The sequence below is a fragment of the Pseudoalteromonas sp. Ld19 genome, from assembly GCF_045064135.1.
GTDB classification, from domain to species: Bacteria; Pseudomonadota; Gammaproteobacteria; order Enterobacterales; family Alteromonadaceae; genus Pseudoalteromonas; species Pseudoalteromonas aliena.
Genome location: NZ_JBISHA010000017.1, coordinates 352223 through 370195, shown reverse-complemented (window position 1 = coordinate 370195; position 17973 = coordinate 352223). Strand labels below are relative to the sequence as shown.

General features: G+C 37.0%; 20 protein-coding genes and 1 pseudogene. 7 read left to right on the top strand and 14 right to left on the bottom strand.

Annotated features, from left to right (window positions below; all coding sequences use genetic code 11):
• Nucleotides 1–27 precede the first annotated feature (27 nt).
• Both ACJJVZ_RS06890 and ACJJVZ_RS06885 read right to left on the bottom strand, forming a co-directional pair.
• Nucleotides 28–1110 (bottom strand): endonuclease/exonuclease/phosphatase family protein, encoded by a 1083-nt coding sequence (locus ACJJVZ_RS06890; RefSeq protein WP_405599252.1) that lies wholly within the window; start codon nucleotides 1108–1110, stop codon nucleotides 28–30.
• Between the two features lie 113 nt (nucleotides 1111–1223).
• Nucleotides 1224–1472 carry a TIGR03643 family protein gene (locus ACJJVZ_RS06885; protein ID WP_039485113.1) on the bottom strand — a complete coding sequence of 83 codons (249 nt, stop codon included), beginning with the start codon at nucleotides 1470–1472 and terminating at the stop codon, nucleotides 1224–1226.
• Between the two features lie 125 nt (nucleotides 1473–1597).
• Between ACJJVZ_RS06885 and ACJJVZ_RS06880 the strand changes: the two genes are divergently transcribed.
• The 3 genes from ACJJVZ_RS06880 (at nucleotide 1598) to ACJJVZ_RS06870 (ending at nucleotide 5123) form a co-directional block, all read left to right on the top strand.
• Complete coding sequence (locus ACJJVZ_RS06880) at nucleotides 1598–2296, top strand: substrate-binding periplasmic protein (RefSeq protein ID WP_405599249.1); 699 nt, start codon at nucleotides 1598–1600, stop codon at nucleotides 2294–2296.
• Between the two features lie 35 nt (nucleotides 2297–2331).
• Entirely contained in the window at nucleotides 2332–2988 is a 657-nt protein-coding gene (locus tag ACJJVZ_RS06875; protein WP_077535926.1) for a YoaK family protein, read from the top strand.
• A gap of 74 nt (nucleotides 2989–3062) precedes the next feature.
• Nucleotides 3063–5123, top strand: coding sequence for a TonB-dependent receptor (locus tag ACJJVZ_RS06870; RefSeq protein WP_405599246.1), 2061 nt, complete (start codon nucleotides 3063–3065; stop codon nucleotides 5121–5123).
• A gap of 4 nt (nucleotides 5124–5127) precedes the next feature.
• On the opposite strand, the pseudogene ACJJVZ_RS06865 reads toward ACJJVZ_RS06870, so the two are convergent.
• Nucleotides 5128–5277 (bottom strand): annotated as a pseudogene (locus ACJJVZ_RS06865) (AraC family transcriptional regulator); the annotation flags it as partial.
• On the opposite strand from ACJJVZ_RS06865, the gene ACJJVZ_RS06860 reads away from it, so the two are divergent.
• A complete protein-coding gene (locus ACJJVZ_RS06860) occupies nucleotides 5274–5696 on the top strand; it encodes an MFS transporter (RefSeq protein WP_405599243.1) in 423 nt (140 codons plus the stop codon). The pseudogene ACJJVZ_RS06865 and the gene ACJJVZ_RS06860 overlap by 4 nt on opposite strands.
• Here ACJJVZ_RS06860 and ACJJVZ_RS06855 read toward each other — a convergent pair.
• Nucleotides 5676–5897: a hypothetical protein gene (locus tag ACJJVZ_RS06855; protein WP_193156332.1), complete on the bottom strand. Its 222-nt coding sequence runs from the start codon at nucleotides 5895–5897 to the stop codon at nucleotides 5676–5678. The two genes, ACJJVZ_RS06860 and ACJJVZ_RS06855, sit on opposite strands and share 21 nt — an antisense overlap.
• Nucleotides 5898–6031: 134 nt before the next feature.
• Nucleotides 6032–6439 carry a GFA family protein gene (locus ACJJVZ_RS06850; RefSeq protein WP_182702906.1) on the bottom strand — a complete coding sequence of 136 codons (408 nt, stop codon included), beginning with the start codon at nucleotides 6437–6439 and terminating at the stop codon, nucleotides 6032–6034.
• Between the two features lie 551 nt (nucleotides 6440–6990).
• On the opposite strand from ACJJVZ_RS06850, the gene ACJJVZ_RS06845 reads away from it, so the two are divergent.
• From ACJJVZ_RS06845 to ACJJVZ_RS06835, 3 genes are all read left to right on the top strand, one after another.
• On the top strand, nucleotides 6991–7299 hold the full coding sequence (locus ACJJVZ_RS06845) for a hypothetical protein (protein ID WP_077535933.1): 309 nt from the start codon (nucleotides 6991–6993) through the stop codon (nucleotides 7297–7299).
• A gap of 494 nt (nucleotides 7300–7793) precedes the next feature.
• Nucleotides 7794–8651, top strand: coding sequence for a chitodextrinase (locus ACJJVZ_RS06840; protein WP_405599239.1), 858 nt, complete (start codon nucleotides 7794–7796; stop codon nucleotides 8649–8651).
• Nucleotides 8648–9802, top strand: coding sequence for a KTSC domain-containing protein (locus tag ACJJVZ_RS06835; protein WP_405599236.1), 1155 nt, complete (start codon nucleotides 8648–8650; stop codon nucleotides 9800–9802). The genes ACJJVZ_RS06840 and ACJJVZ_RS06835 overlap by 4 nt, the downstream gene beginning before the upstream one ends.
• Nucleotides 9803–10207: 405 nt before the next feature.
• Here ACJJVZ_RS06835 and ACJJVZ_RS06830 read toward each other — a convergent pair whose 3' ends face one another.
• The 9 genes from ACJJVZ_RS06830 to ACJJVZ_RS06790 form a co-directional block, all read right to left on the bottom strand.
• Nucleotides 10208–10564 (bottom strand): hypothetical protein, encoded by a 357-nt coding sequence (locus tag ACJJVZ_RS06830; RefSeq protein ID WP_405599235.1) that lies wholly within the window; start codon nucleotides 10562–10564, stop codon nucleotides 10208–10210.
• Nucleotides 10561–10962: a type VI secretion system amidase effector protein Tae4 gene (locus tag ACJJVZ_RS06825; protein ID WP_405599232.1), complete on the bottom strand. Its 402-nt coding sequence runs from the start codon at nucleotides 10960–10962 to the stop codon at nucleotides 10561–10563. Before ACJJVZ_RS06825 ends, ACJJVZ_RS06830 begins: the two co-directional genes overlap by 4 nt.
• 218 nt (nucleotides 10963–11180) lie before the next feature.
• On the bottom strand, nucleotides 11181–11489 hold the full coding sequence (locus ACJJVZ_RS06820) for a hypothetical protein (RefSeq protein ID WP_405599230.1): 309 nt from the start codon (nucleotides 11487–11489) through the stop codon (nucleotides 11181–11183).
• Between the two features lie 206 nt (nucleotides 11490–11695).
• Nucleotides 11696–12046, bottom strand: a complete 351-nt coding sequence (locus tag ACJJVZ_RS06815; RefSeq protein WP_405599227.1) for a hypothetical protein — start codon at nucleotides 12044–12046, stop codon at nucleotides 11696–11698.
• A 148-nt stretch (nucleotides 12047–12194) separates the two neighbouring features.
• The gene (locus tag ACJJVZ_RS06810) at nucleotides 12195–13169 is read right to left on the bottom strand and encodes a transposase (protein WP_405599225.1); all 975 of its coding nucleotides are present in this window, start codon (nucleotides 13167–13169) and stop codon (nucleotides 12195–12197) included.
• A 692-nt stretch (nucleotides 13170–13861) separates the two neighbouring features.
• Nucleotides 13862–14350: a hypothetical protein gene (locus ACJJVZ_RS06805; RefSeq protein WP_405599223.1), complete on the bottom strand. Its 489-nt coding sequence runs from the start codon at nucleotides 14348–14350 to the stop codon at nucleotides 13862–13864.
• Nucleotides 14351–14416: 66 nt separating this feature from the next.
• On the bottom strand, nucleotides 14417–14836 hold the full coding sequence (locus ACJJVZ_RS06800) for a transposase (protein ID WP_405599221.1): 420 nt from the start codon (nucleotides 14834–14836) through the stop codon (nucleotides 14417–14419).
• A gap of 139 nt (nucleotides 14837–14975) precedes the next feature.
• Nucleotides 14976–15815, bottom strand: coding sequence for a DUF4435 domain-containing protein (locus ACJJVZ_RS06795; protein ID WP_405599219.1), 840 nt, complete (start codon nucleotides 15813–15815; stop codon nucleotides 14976–14978).
• Nucleotides 15802–17073: an AAA family ATPase gene (locus ACJJVZ_RS06790; protein ID WP_405599217.1), complete on the bottom strand. Its 1272-nt coding sequence runs from the start codon at nucleotides 17071–17073 to the stop codon at nucleotides 15802–15804. Before ACJJVZ_RS06790 ends, ACJJVZ_RS06795 begins: the two co-directional genes overlap by 14 nt.
• Between the last annotated feature and the right edge of the window lie 900 nt (nucleotides 17074–17973).

Sequence of the window (17973 nt, the reverse complement as noted above, 5' to 3'; positions counted from 1 at the left end):
AGAGTGAGCGATAGTTCACTCTTATTCTCAGCTACTCTTTTCAAACCTCGGCACTTTTCGCTTATCTGCCTTATTCATAGCAAGCTCTTGAATTTCTTCTTGCTTAAGCTCATCGGATTTATCTTCTAATGATTGCTGATTAGCGTTTTCATAAGAAAGCTCAGTAAGGAGTGCAAAGTGATCAGAGCCATACTTAGCTAAGCGCTTAATACGCTTTACTTTAAAGCCTTCGCTGTGAAATAAATGATCGAGCGGCCAGCGCATAAAAAAGTAGCTTGCATGAAAGGTGTTATAAAAACCACGGCCTTTTCGAGGATCTAACAAGCCGCTTATTTGCATAAACAAACGAGTGCTGCGAGACCAAGCTACGTCGTTCAAATCTCCGGCAACTATGGTAGGTCGTGTTGGGTTTTTAAGCGCTTTAGCCACCATTATTAACTCTGAGTCGCGCGGGCGCGATGAGTCTTCCTCTGTCGGGCTTGGTGGTGCGGGGTGAATAAAGTGACCTTGCATTTGCAAGCCTTCATCGTTTTCAAACAGAATATGAATTGAAGGAATATCTTCTTCTATAAGCTCACATATTTGTGCATCGAGTATTTTAAACTTGCTGTATAAATGCATGCCGTAGCGGTTGTCTTTAGGGCATTCTATGTAATATGGGTAATTTTTTTTAATGACTGATAATTTATTTTCCCACCAGCTGTCACTTTCGAGCGTAATAAGTAGATCGGGTTGATGCTCATCAACAAGGCTAATTAACTGCTCACTTTTATGGTTCGACATAAGTACATTTGCCGACATAATTCTTATGCTGTGGTCGATGTGCTTAGGCGCACTTTGCACTTCTTTTTTAGCAAGCCACGTATACGGGTAAATCCATTTACCTTGTAAAATCATTATAAGTAATGAAGTTAAGGCTATAAATACATAACCTATTGCGCTGCTTTGCCATAATAAAAATAGTGAGGTAACAGTAACTAAACTGGCAATATAAAGCACTTGTAAGCGCACAAAATCGCAGCTACGCACTAAGTAATGCTGGCTGTAAGACATAGGTAACAAAGTAACTAGTAAAAAAAAAGCGATGATAATAGCCAGCGCAATGAGCATTTAAATGTCCTTATGGGTTAACTTCACGATTGAAACAGCAGGGATTTAGTACCCCAACTTAACAAACGATCATGAACAACGAATGAAATTGTAACCCTTTGGATTAGAGCAAATCAACGTTGTTTATATTGTGTTTTACAGTGACTGCGCATAATAGCAGGATCGCGAAGTTTTAAATGTTTTGTTTTACGACCAGCATGACGTTTTCGCCAAACCTTAAAGCTGCCTTTTGATATATGTTCTCGCATAAAAACAACTAATTGTGAGTATTTTAATCCATACAATTGCTCTATTGCTTCAAAAGGAGTTCTGTCTTCCCACGCCATTTCTATAATGCGTGATTGTTGCTCTGCGTTAAACATGGTCTATCCCACAAAATTTTATTTATACGCTTAGTAAAAATACTTAGATCAATACAAACATTTTAATTAGGCTGTATACTAAACAGCCAAGGTATATACTCACAAAAAATATCGGATTAGCATTTATGCGCACAATGTTGCTTTTTATGGTTTTAATTTTTTCTTCGTTACTATCTGCTGCGCCTCAAAAAAAATTACGCTGCGTAACAACTCATTACCCACCTTTTACAATCTACGATGAAAATAGCGATACATTTACTGGTCTAGACATTGAATACTTAACCTTTATTGAGCGTAATTTAAACCTGCACATTGAGATTGTTCACTTGCCTTGGGCACGTGTTAAAAAAGAGATGAAACTAGGTTACTACGATTGCTATTTTTCGTTGGCTAATAACAAAGAGCGCGCAAAATACTTAGACTTTACAAGTGAACCACTGCATATCACTCAATTTGGCTTATTTGCTTTAAATAACGACAAACTGCTCACTAATGATTTATCAAGCTCCACCGTCGCTATGCTTCGCGGCGTTCCTCTACCCAGTACTATTGCTTCGCAATACAATATAAAGGGTAACCGTTTAATCCAGTCACTCTCAACCAAAGCAAACTTTGAGCTACTTGAAAAAAACCGTGTTGAATACGTTATAACTAACTATCAAGCGGGATTATGGTATTCAAAAGAATACAAAAATATTTATGCTCGCCAACTTAATGAATTTTCGCTCCCTGTTTATATTGCCTTTAAACGTGGCATAATTGATACAAAGTTAGTTGATGAGCAAATAAAGCGCTTTAAAACTCAAGTGTATAAAAGCAATTAACTCAATTAAAAAACTTCCTCACTACGGCATAACTAATGTTTACAAAATTACCAAAATGGGTTGAATATGGCGCGTTTACGCTTGCATTTATAGCGGGCATTGTGAACGCTGTGGGGTTATTAGGTTTTGAACATCAAGCTATTTCGCACGTATCGGGCTCTGTTACTTTGCTAGGTATTAAAGCAATAACGAGTAAAGTAACAGCACTATTACTGCTGTGTGTAATAATTAGCTTTATGCTGGGGTCGGCACTTTCTGGATTTTTACTCTCAGGTGGTTCATTAAAATTAGGCCGCCATTACGACACCTTACTTTTTATTGAAGCGCTGTTGTTACTAATTAGCGCTTACTTACTTGAAAATACATTCACTTACGGTATTGTTTTAGCCTCTGCTGCGTGCGGGCTACAAAATGCATTAGCCACTAATTACAGTGGTGCGGTTATACGCACCACACATTTAACCGGTATTTTTACAGATCTTGGTTTAATGATTGGCAGAGCATTAAAAGGAGAGCAATTTGATACCCGCAAATGTGTTATCTTTTTACTCATTATTAGCGGCTTTTTACTCGGTGGGATTGTAGGTTATATTTTATTTAATTACTTTTTAATGCTTGCGTTGTTATTTCCAGCAGCGGCATGCTTACTGCTCTCAGTTACATATAAAATCTATAGGCTACGTGCGTTTTAACGTAACAACTTTAAATACATATCAAAACCACATAGTATAAAGCCAATGCACTATATTTTGTCCTCAAGGAATGTATGAAACCTTATTTTTTGCCACTGTTATTACCCTTTAGCTACACTGCATTTGCCGATAATCAAAATAATGATGCAATAGAAACCATAACAACCACTGCATCACGTATTGAAGCGCTTTCTACCCCACTCCCATTATCAATAAGTACACTCAGTGAAGCGCAGTTAAATAGCATAGCACCTACCCATATTGAAGAAGCCTTGCAACGTGTAGCGGGTGCAAATATTCAACGCGGAAATGGTCAAGAGTATTTACCCGCACTACGTTCACAAGTACTTTCGGGCGCTGGCGCATGTGGTGGCATATTAACCCTAGAGGATGGTATACCACTGAGAGCCGCTGGATTTTGCAATATAAACGAGCTATTTGAAGCGCACAGCGAAATGGCGCAGCGCATTGAAGTATTAAAAGGCCCAGGCTCTGCACTTTATGGCTCAAACGCTGTGCATGGTGTTATTAATGTTATAACACCCGACACTACTCAAGGCGGCGGTTTAGTTGGTTTAGATTATGGCTCGTACGGCTATACTCGCTACAAATTACGCGCAGGGCAAGATTACGGCAATAGCGGCATAGGCATTAACGTAAGTGTTACCGGCGATAGCGGTTACCGCGACGACGAAAGCGTAGAGCAACAAAAAGTAAATATTCGCCATCGCTATTCAAATAATAATTTATTACTGACCTCTGGGCTTACTTACACAAACCTAGATCAGCAAACTGCTGGATTTATTACCGGTTTTGAAAGCTATAAAAACGAAGACCTCGCGCAAAAAAACTTTGATCCAAACGCATTTAGAAAAGCACGCGCATTTAGAGCGTGGAGCAATGCAACATGGCAATTAAACAACGATGATGTGCTCTCTACTACGTTATATTTTCGCGAGCAAAGTATGGACTTTTTTAAGCACTTTTTGCCCGGCACACCGCTTGAAAAAAACAGTCAAACAGGCTTTGGCGTACAATCGCTTTATCAACATAATTTACAAAGCAATATAAAAATAAACCTAGGGCTTGATGGCGAATACACGCAAGCCGATTTTACTCAAAGCCAAAATGAGCCCACTCAAGGCTCTGCATTTTTAGTTGCTACAGTGCCACAAGGTAAGCATTACGATTACGATGTAAACGCAACGCTTTATGCGCCTTTTGTATCGGTTGATTGGCAATTAAATAAGTGGTTAGTAACAGCGGGTTTGCGCTACGAGCATATGCAGTACGACTACACCAATAATATGCTAGCAGGTAGAACAAAAGACGATGGCAGTGAATGCGGATTTGGTGGCTGCCGATACAGCCGCCCAGCGAGTGCTAAAAATAGCTTTAGTAATTTATCGCCAAAGATTGGGGTTAGCTATCAGTACAATACAAATAACACGCTTTATGCAAACTTTTCGCGCGGTTACCGAGCGCCACAAGCCGCTGAGTTATACCAATTACAACGCAAGCAAACAACAGCAAGTTTAAATGCCGAAATAGCGAATAACGCAGAGCTGGGTATTAAAGGGGTTTACGAAAAACTACGTTATGGCCTGTCGGTTTACGCTATGAGTAAACACAACACAATTTACCGCGATAGCGACTTTTTTACGGTAAACAATGGCAGCTCTCGCCATCGTGGCATTGAGCTTGAACTTGACTACCAGCTCACAAAAACGCTTGCCCTTAACTTTGCTGGTACTTACGCAAAGCATACTTATACTAACAACCAAGTACTCAATGGTTTAAACATAAACGGCAACGACATAGACACCGCGCCGCGTAATATTGCTAATCTTGATTTAACATGGCAAGCACTCAGTAATACGCAATTTGCTTTGCAGTGGCATCGCGTTGGTAACTACTACACCGACCCAGAAAACTTAAATAAATACCAAGGGCATTATGTTTTAAGCCTGCGCGCGCAGTGGCAAGTTACTAATAACCTTGAAGTACTTGCTCGCGTAATTAACTTAACTGATGAGGCTTATGCAGAGCGCGCCGATTATACGAGCTTTACAGGCGACAGGTACTTTCCTGGCAAACCACGTACCGCAATGCTTTCGGCAACTTATACGTGGTAAGGCGTTAATTTAACTGATTTAAATCGCTCATGTATTTCATGGGCGACTTTTTCATTACCTTTTTAAACATAGTTATAAACGCACTCACCGACTCATACCCTAATAACCCCGACACCTGCTGTACACTTTGCTTATCAGAAAGCGACGGCATTGCCTAGGTTAATACTAATTCCGCTACTTTCCAAATTAAAAGATCAAAGCGCGCTTAGCTTTATTTTAGCCATGTTGAGTGCACTTAGTGCATTGGGGCTGCTTTACATGGCTAACTTTGCTTTTGTGTGGACCTTAATGTTGGGTTTTTGCTCTGGTGCATGTTTTATATTGGGGCTATCGTTTATTAGTTTACGAAGCGATAACTCTCAGCAAGCAGCATCGCTTTCGGGTATGTCACAAAGTGTAGGGTATTTACTCGCCGCTATCGGACCAATGCTTGCTGGAGCATTGCATACGACAACAGGAAATTGGAACATACCATTGTGGCTGTGTGCTATTGCAGGTGTATTGTGTGCACTGTGCGGTTTGGGCAGTGGTAAAAATACCACTTTAGCCAAATCAGCTAACGAGTTGCTGTAGCCACGAAAATAAACCATGTGACGACTTATTGCTAAGGTGCTTTTGCTCATAGCGTTTGTTAGTAGCTTGGCGCTGCTCACGGCGCTCTTGCGCTAAGTTAGCTTTTGCAGCAAACCGTAGGCGCTGCTCTTGCGTTAATTCATTATTAAAATTTATTGCTGTTTTATTTACTGCACGGCTGCTTTTTGGTGAACTACACATAATGTTTCCTCTGTTGTAACTAACCTGAACTCTGGATAATAAATCCCTTAACCAGAGTTCAGGTTAACTACTAAAATAGACAGCTGTTTAACTAATAAAATTTCAGAAAAACTGACTTTCTACAAAATTTATTTTTATGGCGTAGTTTCAAAAGCTGGTATTTTGTGTAAATCGTTCAACCAACTTAGCGTTGATTGAGACCAAATTTGTGCAGACGGTTTAAACTCATCACGTTGGTCAACTGCGCCAATGCGCAGGCCATACACTCGATCTTGTTTTGCTGCGTTTGTAGCATAAAGTGTTGTACCGCAGTTACCGCAAAAACCTTGCGCACGTTTATTACCACTTTGTGCTGTTTTAACAAACTCTTTCGGCTCACCTTGGGTAAATACTACTGAGTTTGGCTCTGCAATTATAACAGCTCTAAATGGGCCACTCGACATACGTTGGCAATCGCTACAATGGCAAACAAGTACATTATTATTTTGAGACTTTGCTTGGTATTTAATTTCACCACAGTAACAGCTTCCAGTAATTTCCATTATTTAAATCCTTAATGCTTATGAAGATTGAATCGAGATATAAGACCGGCAATATCGATTCATTATTTTTAATCTTACAGAAAAACTGCTCGCCGGTTCATTTGTATACTCGGTTAGTTTTTTAATACTGTGTGCTTTTTTAAAATTGAGCAAGTGCTAAAAATATGATGCGATGTTTTAAATAAAACAGCAATACCACGTTAAGCTAATAGCGTAACGTGGTCGTTTAAACTATTTTTTATGCGTGTTTAAATAGTCAATAGCTAACAAACTAAGCGCCTTAGTGCCTACTTTAAACGATTCAAATTGTCTTGCAATCGGAGAGAGCCAATATATGGTATTGAATCACCTCTCAAAAATGGTTAATTAGCACAAAAAACTTATCTTCGCTGCTTATTTAAAAGAGTGAACCTGCATTCTAAAGAGTACCAGCAAGGCATACGTATAATAAATTCTATTCAATACTTGGCTGAGAGTTGTTGCCTGCCTACAAGCTTGCGTATAATGCCCGCATTCCGGCTGCATTTTTTAGCCGCTAACTTGGATTAAACATGAAAAAACTCTCTGCAGTGCAAATAAAACAGCAAACTCTTGTGCTTAATATTGCCGATAAACTAGAAGAACAAGGTCGTGCTGAACTTCCTGGTATGCTGCAATGTTGGTTTGACGTTCAATACCACTTATTTCCAGGCTCTTTGCTAATGTGCTTTCAATTTGAGAGTGAGCAAGTGTTATCTGCGGCAGAGCCAGAGTTATTAAAGTGGCAAAAGCGTTTAAGCGGAGCAATGTTAAAAAAAGGCGTTATTTTAAAAGACATGCGCAAACATTTAGTTTTTACGCTCAAAGGGCCTGATGAATAAATCAGGCATTAACGATAGCATCGTATTCTTTTAACTAAAATTCATTATTGTGCTGCGGGAGTTTGCCTCAATTGTTGATAAATCAGTATTTGGATCAGTAATACGAGTAAAAATAAGTGCGAGCTTACCTAACGGCAATCGGTTACTGAGCTTTTGATACTCTCCTTGGAGCAGCTGCTTATTTTTTTGCTCAGCAATCATCAATAAAATACGGAGTAGCCTTCCAACTCCATCCCTAAATCACTAATAATAATCTGTTCATCTTTTTGATAAATAACGTAAAACCCTTTGGTAAATATTTGCAGTAATGTGATCAAATTCAGAGTGCAAATCTTATTTTTTGCCAATTACTAATGCCACGTTTAACCCCCTTCCACCATCACGCCCTAATCACTCTGTAATAGTTTTGAAAAATTCAGTCCTTCACCTTGCAATTACCTAAAAACTGGGCTTGATTTAAAAAGTAATGGAACTCCAATTAAAAGGAATTTGATATGATTAAGCTCATAATTATCGTTGGCATATTGTTTCACTCACAAACTTACGCTGCCAATATTTTTCAACTACCTCAGCAATCCGCAAATACTAATTTAGCAGACATTGAGCCAAATCATCAGCCATGGGAGGCCGGTTCAATATACGTAGCTGGTGATGTAGTCACTCACAACAACAGCCTATTTATTGCTGCCTTTTGGGTTAAAGGGATTGAACCAATAGAAAATCAACCCCATTGGGATGGTTGGATTTGGGTACAAGATACAGTGATAAAAAAGTGGCAAGCAAACAAGGTATACCGAGGTGGCAATTTGGTAAAACACAATACCGATTATTATTTTGCCCGTTATTGGAATAAGAATAATAAACCCAAACCCCATAGCAGCTGGCAACGCATTCAAGACTTATTTTACCTAACACCAGATTTACCTCCTGCGCACCCAGATGACTATAAAACGCTAGACGGTATTGACCAAAATGATAATGGTATTCGTGATGATTATGAACGGCTTGTATATGAAAAGTTTGATTCACCGCAGCTCATCACTTTTAGTTTAGGCACAGCCTCAACGTTACAATTAGTTATTGATATTGAACAAGGTCGTATACCAAATTTAGATGCGGAAATTGGTAAACAGATTATTTTAGATATGATTAACATAAGTTACTGTGTTCGATATTTACAAAATTCACACCCACACTTTAGAGAACCCGAAGTTTTATACTTTAATACGATAGATAGAGCGTACGCTAACCGTAAAAGTCAAAATAAAATTAGTGACTATATTGCTTGGGATGACGATTTTCATTACGGCGCTGATAGAGACTGCAAAATACTTAAGGAGGACATAAAATGAAAGCTACATATATTTTATTCTTTCTTATATTTCCAATTTTTACTTATGGTAATTATCATGCACTAGATCGGTACTGCTCTAAAAATATTGATAATGTACGCATTTTCTATGTAAATGGGGTGCGGACTAATATCAAGCAATACAAAGCTAATTTAAATGAATTAAGTTACTTTCAAGATTTTCATCTACTAGAATTTAAAAAAGGAGCACTTCCTGCGGGAAGTTATAATAAAAGTGAAGCTATACTTATGCAAATATATGAAGTCGCACAGCAAAAATATAGTGACTTACCCGTATTCTCACCAGAGTACCGTATAATAACGGCAATAATTGGAGGCACAGTTAGCTCACTATCAGATATAGATATCGCTCAAATTGAATCAGTTTTACAGGATGTATTTACTGAAGTAAATTACTCTATTCTTGACGAGACAGACTATAAAAATGCATTTCAAAGACTTCAATTTCAAATGCACTCTTGCAACCGTATTATTCTTATTGGTCACTCACAAGGTAACTTTTACACCAATGCTCTTTTTGAGGAAGCCATATCTACTTATCAATATAGCGACGGGTATCTTGCTTCCGATTATCCAATGGTTAGCCTAGCCGCAGTAGCAACACCAACAAGTTCAATGGGAGGAAGTTTGGGGGAGGAATATAAAGAGATTATTTCACACCTTACACTTGACGAAGACTGGGTCATGCAAGCTGTAAGGGTTTTATTTGGTAGTTTACCTTCAAACTATTCTGCTGAGTCTTTATTTGATTCAACTGGTCATGGGCTAATTGATGCGTACCTAAGAAATAATGCAGTTGCAAATGCAATAAGCGCTGGGATCAAGCTTTCTTTGTTAAACCAAACCCCATTTCCTTTGTTTGAACAACACCCAGTAAATTCAAGTGCTTTTTCACACATTGGCTATTCAACGATCAATAAAATCCTTGACCTAAAATTCAAATCAGGAAGCGTTTACCGTTATTATAATATACCTATCTTATTATGGGATGAGCTGTATTACTCAACCTCAATGGGTAAGTTTTATAATGAAAATATTCGGGGCCAATACCCTGTTGATAAGTTGGATATTGAAAATAGGGTTTATTTAAAAATGACAACGCTTGAGCCAGTTGCGATAGATGAAAAATAACTTAAATGATAAATGCATCAAAATTTAATATAGGTCGCGGACTTATCCCAACAAAATAAATGCAGAGTTTGAAAGTTCAAAATTGGCGAGTAAAAACAGTTAGCCAAACCGAAAATTACACGCGCAAGCAATTTTAGCGCCTAAAGTGGTTACTTTAACTGCTGAGCTTCAAAAATGATCAAGCAATAACAAGCAGGGTCACCCATTAGAAAGCTCCGGTTAAGCAAGCCGCTGTGTTTTACAGAGTTGAATTTCGGAGGAAATAACCTATAGATTTTTATCTCAGGAGTATTTGTAGAAACCAATAGGATCAGGTCCTGAGGGATCCCTTTAGTTCTACATGAAGATCATTCTAAAAATTAAGACCTGATCTCCATATTAAAAAAGGAAAATTTATGAAGTTAATTAAGATTCACCTATGGTTTTAAGCTCTTTTATGAAGCTTGCATCATCTTTTAACAAAAAGCATTTTGCCAATTGTATCTCAACTTCATGTTTTGTTTTCAATTGAGGTGAATAATTTTTAACCAGCAACGCGACCTGCTGAAACTTATCAGCCGAATAGCTACTCATCTCAACGATTCCACCTGTTATTTTACTAATATCACTAGTAGAAATGTTGTTATCTTTGAAATACCAAAAAAAGCAATTTGCACTAGCAAAATCCATCAGTGGATCTTTACCTTTCTCTGGCATAGATGTGCATGAAAGGCTCAAGGTTAATAATAAAAAAACTCCTATTACCTTAAACTTCGACATCACGATGCTTCCCAAAATAAAACGTTATTTGACTGGCTACCGTAGCCTTTATAAACACATTTATTTCCATCCCATAAATCTACATGCCCAGTAGCGTCAGACCAGCCATTTACTTCATAAATAATAATACCCTTACGACCATTAAGCTCTTTTTCATGTATTGCTGGTTTATACATATCTGGATTACCATACCTCTCTGTTAAATACTTAATCAGTACTTTTACTCGAAAAATATACCAGTTTTTATTTTTTCCTGAAGAAATCTGCCCTTCAAATTTTCCATTGGGAGCGATAGCTTTGTAGTAAGGGATCTTATGGGTGGAGTCTGCGCTATTTAAAGCGAGAGAGATACGTGTTGCGCATGCGTTATTAAAAACACCAATATCATGGTTTAATTCCACCTTACCACCAATTTTTTAAAAATAGCTGGCGCAGGCAGTGCTGGGTAGTTTTTCTGTAGAGTATTCCATGCAGGTAGATTTATCATAGTTAATTCCTTTTAATTTAGTCTATGTTGTACCTAAATTATATTTTGCGAGCTTAAAAAGCAAGCTACAATACATAATTTTAGAATTGAGCTACTGTAAATCTAATGGGTAAGTAATCTGGTTTTAAATAATCAAAAACTAATATCAGCTACCATAAACATAACAGTATGCATGAGGGCACTAACTAAATAAGCCGCTATAAAAAATGCAGCAAATGCTGAAACGGCTCCACCTCCTGTATATCCGGCTTTAGCTTTTTCTACCATTAAAACATAGATGCTCAGCCCTATACTCACTTTAAACCACAGCCAGTAATCGTTACTAAATAACGGTATTGCTGCAAAAGCAATGATTGGTACTAGTATTTTACCTTCTTCGTTTTTGTGTAAAAAATAAAAAGCCATAACAGCAATATATAAAAATGGCGTTACATCACTCATATAAACAACTTCCTTGTAAATATAAAATTAAAATAAATAAATTTTAACTATTGTACTTATTAATCAGTACTAAGCACTTAATAAAAGTGAGTTTAAATAATAAGAACACTTGGTTTTTGAATAAAAAGATCAAGGAAACACAGCTGCCTGCTTGACCGGAACTTTCTAATGGGTGACCCCTTTGGTTTTTCTATCGCCTAAAGTCATTATTCAAAAAATAATGTAGATAAAAACATTAAAAGTACGCAAAGCATAAAAATTACAAAATACACTTTAAATAGTATCGAGGCTTGAGCTGGCACCTTATTTCTATCACTTAATAAATTATAACGTTTTGCATACCAATCAAATAAAAATACACTGCCATAATGAAGTAAACCGTGGAGCGCCATAAAAATATTTAGGGAATAATAGCGGTTTCCTGACTCTAAAATATCTTCAACAATTCTGAGCTTTTTCCCTTTTAAATAAAAGGCTAAAGGTAAAATAATGATAAAAATGACACCTAAGCCAATCCCAAATAAAAGTAAGCCAAAAAGTTCGCTATCAATAATCACTTTTCAATCTTCTCATATAAAACCCCTCCCAATTTATCTCCTTTTCCTGAGAAATATTTTCTATCTAACTACCCGTACCTCCTCCAACTACAATACAGCACCATAGTAAACTTGTTTCTCCAGAGGGCTGACCAAAAAACCAAATGAGTTAAACTTTGACTGCATACATCAAACTATCTCGAAGTTTTTCGAATTGTAATTTGACCTTATCATCTGCAATTATTAATTTATTCAACCTGCATACCGTTTGAGATATGGCTGAATAATGTTGAACATTAAAAACAACGGCTAACGCTTTCAAATTTTGCCCTGTTAAATCTTGGCATAACTTTATGGCAAACATACGAGGTAAGTTTTTCTCTTTTCGCCCTTTTTTAACCGTTACTATATCATGTGCATCTATAAAAAAATGTTTAGCTAAGTACGCAATAACATCATCAGTTGAACGCCTCTGAACAACAACGCTTTTTTCGTTGTCTGATTTTGCAATATACTCCTTAACATTCTGAATAAATTCATCGCCGCCCAACACCGAAAATAACTTTTTAGCGCCATAAAAAGCACTTATCTCTTTGTTGTTTTTAAATTCAACAAACTGTTTGTACGCAGCATATTTGCGCTTTTTTCCTTGAAGCGAAAATATAAAGTCTCGAACTAACCATTTCGGCGTCGCCGCTTTTTTAATAAAAACTGAATAGCTAGACCATTTATAGCCAATAAGTTCATCTACTAACGGTGTACTTGTTTCTATTGGGTTACGATGTATATAACGGCTAACATGTAGTAAGTAATTATCAGCATCCACCAGCACCGCTTTATAGCGACCTCTAAACAGTGCACCATCTGTATTGTGTGTTCTATTAAAATATTGCGTATAGAGACCATTAATATGTTTCATGGCTCTGCCTAAATTTGCATCAGGGGTTTTTATTAGTAGGTGGTAATGGTTGGTCATTAAACAATACGAATGCACTTCAATATTAAAACGAAGGCTTGCTTGCTCAATGCAGTATAAAAAATGCTTAAAATCGTCATCACTCAAAAAGGTATTTTCACGCCCTCTTCCGCGATTCATTACATGATAAAACGCATTTTCATACTCTATTCGCAGCGGTCTAGACATAATAATAAACTCAATGAGCAATAAACTATAAATCTAGACCACTGATGTATGAAGTCAAGATTTGACCCTGACGAATCCTAGAGGTTTATAAAGTTGAATGAAAGCAAGCGGAAAAGCAGTATTCAATCTCAAACAATGAATTAATAGCCGAGTTAGCCGGCCAAGTTGAAACAACAACACTGAAATTTGTGATATTTCCGGCCTTAATTACCGTGTTAACAAGTGGAGTCCGTACAATGACCTTAGTTTGTGAAGAGAAAAATTTAAATGAGCTATATCTTATAAGTATTAGCGAGCCAAAATGATAGGGCTTATTATATTAGGCTTAGTTATATTAATTTATTATGGGAAAATTAAATTCACTAAGCCTACAAACATCGCCTCTGAAAACGGAATAAGTAAACTATTTATCTTATATACAATCCACTGCGGTACAGCGCTAGGGCTAGGTATAGCTTTGCCTGTAGTTGCTCTTTTTACAGTGCCAGATCTTTTGCTGCTACTTATTCTATCACTGGCTATTCTAGCGGAGTTTATCGTTTCATATTTCTATATTTCATCCAAGGAAGTTGAGTGAGTTTGGGGTCAAAGGGCTTGTGGTCTGTGAAGGTTTGCAAGGCTAGGCTTGGGGTCAGGCTAGGTTTGGGGTCCAGGCTAGGCTTGCGCTAGGCTTGGGTCCGCTAGGCTTGGGGTCAAATCTTGACTTCATACATCAAACTATCTCGAAGTTTTTCGAACTGTAAGTTGACCTTATCATCTTCAATTATTAACTTATTTAGCCTGCATACCGTTTGAGATATGGCAGAATAATGTTGAACATTAAAAGCAACGGCCAACGCTTTCAAATTTTGCCTTGTTAAATCTTGGCATAATTTTATGGCAAACATACGAGGCAAGTTTTTCTCTTTGCGCCCTTTTTTAACCGTTAAAATATCATGTGCATCTATACAAAAATATTTAGCTAAATACGCAATAACATCATCAGTTGAACGCCTCTGAACAACAACGCTTTTTTCGTTGTCTGATTTTGCGATATACTCCTTAATATTCTGAATAAATTCATCGCCGCCCAACACCGAAAATAACTTTTTAGCGCCATAAAAAGCACTTATTTCTTTATTGTTTTCATATTCAACAAACTGTTTGTACGCAGCATATTTACGATTTTTTCCTTGAAGCAAAAATATAAAGTCTCGAACCAACCATTTTGGCGTTGCTGTTTTTTTGATAAAAGCTGAATAGCTAGATCATTTATAGTCAATTAGCTCATCTACTAACGGTGTACTTGTTTCTATTGGGTTACGATGTATATAACGACTAACATGTAGTAAGTAATTATCAGCATCCACCAGCACCGCCTTGTAGCGACCTCTAAACAGTGCACCATCTGTATTATGTGTTCTATTAAAATATTGCGTATAAAGGCCATTAATATGCTTCATGGCTCTGCCTAAATTTGCATCAGGGGTTTTTATAAGTAGGTGGTAATGATTGGTCATTAAACAATACGAATGCACTTCAATATTAAAACGAAGGTTTGCTTGTTCAATGCAGTATAAAAAGTGCTTAAAATCGTCATCACTCAAAAAAGTGTTTTCACGCCCTCTGCCGCGATTCATCACATGATAAAACGCATTTTCATACTCTATTCGCAGCGGTCTAGACATAATAATAAACTCAATGAGCAATAAACTATAAATCTAGACCATTGATGTATGAAGTCAAGATTTGACCCCTTTGGTTCCCTAATGGGCGACCACTTAGGTTCATAAAAAACGTATATAAATAAAGACTCAAAAGCTAGTTTTATAATATTCGCTTTATTTGGTTTTCATAATGATGATAGTGAGGGTGTCCCTCTTTTAACAATCCCTCTAAAGCTAATATAGAGCCACTAAATAAGGCATCATTGCTTGCTGTTTTCTGGGAGCCCTTACTTTTTAGCACATAATTTATATATCTCAGCGCTGCTGAAAATAAAAAGTGCCCTCGTAGGAAGTCAAATATCCCCTTGTCGACGTTGTCTATTTTAGTTATCACTTCAACCAAATCAGCTTCGAAATTAGCTTGCTCTCCAAGTAAGTTAATTTTGGTTGTAATCTTTTCATCACATGGTAATGGAGAAAGTCTGGTTTTCATAAATGTTGAACAATTACTGTATAAAACATTCAAACCTGTTTTCCTCAGCTCATTGACTGCATCATATTTTATTAAAGAATTAAATGAGTGATAAAAAGTATTTAACCAATTTTCACACTCTTTTTTTTCTTCGTCGGTTAAGACTACTCTTCCATAAGATTTTATAACTTTAGCCATAACATTAGGGCAAATAAGTGTATTTTCGATCGAATGACCGTATGTTACCAGTACATTATCAAGTTCTTCATAATCATCCTCTAATATCGAGAAGTCACAATCTTTAGCCGCAATGGCATCTATTTCGTTATTTTTAATTTTTAGAATATATTTTGCTAGCTCTTCGTCCCCACCAACCTCTTGTAATTGTATATTTTGTATATTGAAACTACTTAGTACTATATCCCAAAAAGCCAGATCATCATCACCTTCTACATATAACATTTTTTCAGCGCCAAAAAATGCGCTATATACATTTAATGCCCCATTAGAATAATTAAGATTTGGCATCAGACAACACCATTTTCATATCAATAAGTGCAGTCTTATATTTTGAAGCAACCTCTGGCGAATGTGTTGCTGCAATTATTTGCGCATTAGGATTTAATTTTTTAATAGCGGGAAGGATATTTCTTTGCCATTGAACATGGAGTGAGAGTTCTGGCTCGTCAGTCAAATAAACACATTTTTTATTTTTTTGAAGTAAAGTCTCAATTAATAATATAAGTAATTGTTTTTCTCCAGAAGATAATTTTTCCATGGGGATATCTGAAAAATCATCGATAATACGACTAAAAGCCATTAAGTTGCCAGATGAAAAAACAAAACCTTTATCTTCAATAAACTCTCCTATCATATTCAAGAAGTTAGTTATTGGTTGATATGTAATATCTATTTCACTTTCAGATTTCAATGACATTTCAATTATTTCTTGCGTTCGAACATATGATTGAAACGCGCCAAAATCCTTCTCTGTAAGCTCTTCGTTATTATTTAATTTTTTTACTGCCTCATCGATGGCATCAATATGTTTAGTAATTTTACCCCTGATATTTCCATCGAGTTTTCGTAATCGTTTATAAGCTAAGAAGAGAGACCTTTTTTCTTCTACTTTATTAAAATCTCTAGGTATAATTATATCGCTTTCCCGACTATCAGAATATAAAATAGAGGCCAATACGTCATCTTGAAGCTTAGTTGAAATAGTGTTAATTTCTTGAGATAACTCTAATTGGTATTGAGTTAAAGCACTTTTCAACTGCTCTAAGCGATGATCGACAGGTGATATTATTTTTTTACCTGTACGATCTTTTATCTCAAGATCTTCTGTATTTCTCAACCTATAAACTGATAATGATGATAAGTTAATCATAGCATTTAGTTCGCGCTTTAGATCTCTAGCCTCTTCCATTGCTCTTCTTCTGTATGAAGATGGGATTCGATCATCAGGAGCTACAGCTCTTAATAAATGCTTTTTGTTAGATATTTGATATTCAATAATCTGAAAAGGCGGTCGATCACTTTCTAATTTATTCAGTTTTATAGTTTTCTTCTTTGCCCCATTGCATAATTTAATAACGACTGAGTTAAAATCACTCTCAAGAATACCATCAAGATCTACAGAAAGTGCAGAGTGGACAATATTCATAAAGGTAGTTTTACCTGTTCCATTTTTCCCTATGATAATATTAACGTCTTCATTGAATTTACATTTGGCATTTAAACGATGCCAGAAGCCGTCAATAGTAATTTCTTCAACTGTATACACAAAAAATATCCCTTTTAATTTAAGTATCTATAATATCTAATAGAAAACGACATATAAAGTAAATGTTTAAAAATACAGTGAAAGCGTTCAGTGTCAATTCTTAAGTTTTCCAAAACCAAACACCAATCTCACGTTTAACACCCTCCCCGTCATCACGCCCTGAAAATAAACAATTGATGAGTAATGCATTTCATGGCAGGATTTTGTTCCCGACAAATCCTAAGTACCTACATCCATGTAGGCAATGAAATGAAAGCCATGCTTGCACATGGATGTGCTTTCATGGCGTTTACGTTCACATCAATTGTGGTTTGAAGGAAATAGCGTGATGCTCGGGTGCGCTGAGAGTGTCCAAAGAGGGACCAGCGGCAGCCCCTATTTGGCTGCCGTCGCCAGCGCGACAAAACCTGAATAAGGTTTCTAATCTTTAAAAAGTGCGAAACGTATTCGCGTTATCGGTGATGATAATCTCATACACCTATTCAAATACTTATTCGGGCTGCCGCCCGCGCGTCAGCAAGCTAAACGCCTACAATAAATAGCACATACTCTTGGCTTTTGAGCGAGTAAGTATATTTGTGATTCGTTGGGTTTCGTTTCACTCTTCTCAACCTACGCCCATACGAAAATGCGAGGGTCAGATCTTGTTTCTTTCCAAAAGCAAACACCAATCTCACGTTTAACACCCTTCCCCCGTCATCACGCCCTGAAATAAGCAATTGATGAGTAATTCATTTCATGGATGAAATGAAAGCCATGCTTGCACATGGATGTGCTTTCATGGCGTTTACGTTCACATCGATTGTGGTTTGAAGGGAATAGCGTGATGCTCGGGTGCGCTGAGAGTGCCCAGAGAGGGACCAGCGGCAGCCCCTCTTTGGCTGCCGTCGCCAGCGCGAC

What these genes read in the sequence shown, in the direction of transcription:
- ACJJVZ_RS06820 (WP_405599230.1), bottom strand. Translation starts at nt 11,489, where the DNA reads ATGAGTGATGTAACGCCATTTTTATATATTGCTGTTATGGCTTTTTAT.
- ACJJVZ_RS06810 (WP_405599225.1), bottom strand. Translation starts at nt 13,169, where the DNA reads ATGTCTAGACCGCTGCGAATAGAGTATGAAAATGCGTTTTATCATGTA.
- ACJJVZ_RS06850 (WP_182702906.1), bottom strand. Translation starts at nt 6,439, where the DNA reads ATGGAAATTACTGGAAGCTGTTACTGTGGTGAAATTAAATACCAAGCA.
- ACJJVZ_RS06840 (WP_405599239.1), top strand. Translation starts at nt 7,794, where the DNA reads ATGATTAAGCTCATAATTATCGTTGGCATATTGTTTCACTCACAAACT.
- ACJJVZ_RS06890 (WP_405599252.1), bottom strand. Translation starts at nt 1,110, where the DNA reads ATGCTCATTGCGCTGGCTATTATCATCGCTTTTTTTTTACTAGTTACT.
- ACJJVZ_RS06855 (WP_193156332.1), bottom strand. Translation starts at nt 5,897, where the DNA reads ATGTGTAGTTCACCAAAAAGCAGCCGTGCAGTAAATAAAACAGCAATA.
- ACJJVZ_RS06835 (WP_405599236.1), top strand. Translation starts at nt 8,648, where the DNA reads ATGAAAGCTACATATATTTTATTCTTTCTTATATTTCCAATTTTTACT.
- ACJJVZ_RS06875 (WP_077535926.1), top strand. Translation starts at nt 2,332, where the DNA reads ATGTTTACAAAATTACCAAAATGGGTTGAATATGGCGCGTTTACGCTT.
- ACJJVZ_RS06880 (WP_405599249.1), top strand. Translation starts at nt 1,598, where the DNA reads ATGCGCACAATGTTGCTTTTTATGGTTTTAATTTTTTCTTCGTTACTA.
- ACJJVZ_RS06800 (WP_405599221.1), bottom strand. Translation starts at nt 14,836, where the DNA reads ATGTCTAGACCGCTGCGAATAGAGTATGAAAATGCGTTTTATCATGTG.
- ACJJVZ_RS06795 (WP_405599219.1), bottom strand. Translation starts at nt 15,815, where the DNA reads ATGCCAAATCTTAATTATTCTAATGGGGCATTAAATGTATATAGCGCA.
- ACJJVZ_RS06870 (WP_405599246.1), top strand. Translation starts at nt 3,063, where the DNA reads ATGAAACCTTATTTTTTGCCACTGTTATTACCCTTTAGCTACACTGCA.
- ACJJVZ_RS06845 (WP_077535933.1), top strand. Translation starts at nt 6,991, where the DNA reads ATGAAAAAACTCTCTGCAGTGCAAATAAAACAGCAAACTCTTGTGCTT.
- ACJJVZ_RS06885 (WP_039485113.1), bottom strand. Translation starts at nt 1,472, where the DNA reads ATGTTTAACGCAGAGCAACAATCACGCATTATAGAAATGGCGTGGGAA.